Origin of the sequence: Bacillus sp. SIMBA_074, from assembly GCF_046534555.1 — a bacterium.
Lineage (GTDB): Bacteria > Bacillota > Bacilli > Bacillales > Bacillaceae_G > Bacillus_A > Bacillus_A mycoides.
On sequence record NZ_JAWRYM010001238.1, the window covers coordinates 1 to 235 of the forward strand.

The following is a 235-nucleotide window of genomic DNA, read 5'->3' on the forward strand; positions in this document are numbered from 1 at the left end:
TCTCCTCAGTCTGAATCATCTTGGTTCTTTAAAGACATAACGGGCATAGCACCTGTGCATCCCGTTTACGTCATTGAGGTAATAATAGCAGCGATAAGTAAAAGTGAGAGCAGGTCACGTCCGGAAAACGGTTGTCACCACACAACAGACTTGTTACAGCCCCCGAGCCGGAACATCATTAAAAACATGCTGTTGTCAGATGTTGTTTATCAAGCTTAGTGAAAGCATCAATCAT

The 235-nt window shown here is 43.4% G+C and carries 1 protein-coding gene; it reads left to right on the forward strand.

Annotated features, from left to right (window positions below; genetic code table 11):
* On the forward strand, positions 1 to 219 hold a 219-nt coding region (locus SB773_RS34675; RefSeq protein ID WP_410595093.1), incomplete at its 5' end, for a hypothetical protein.
* Between the last annotated feature and the right edge of the window lie 16 nt (positions 220 to 235).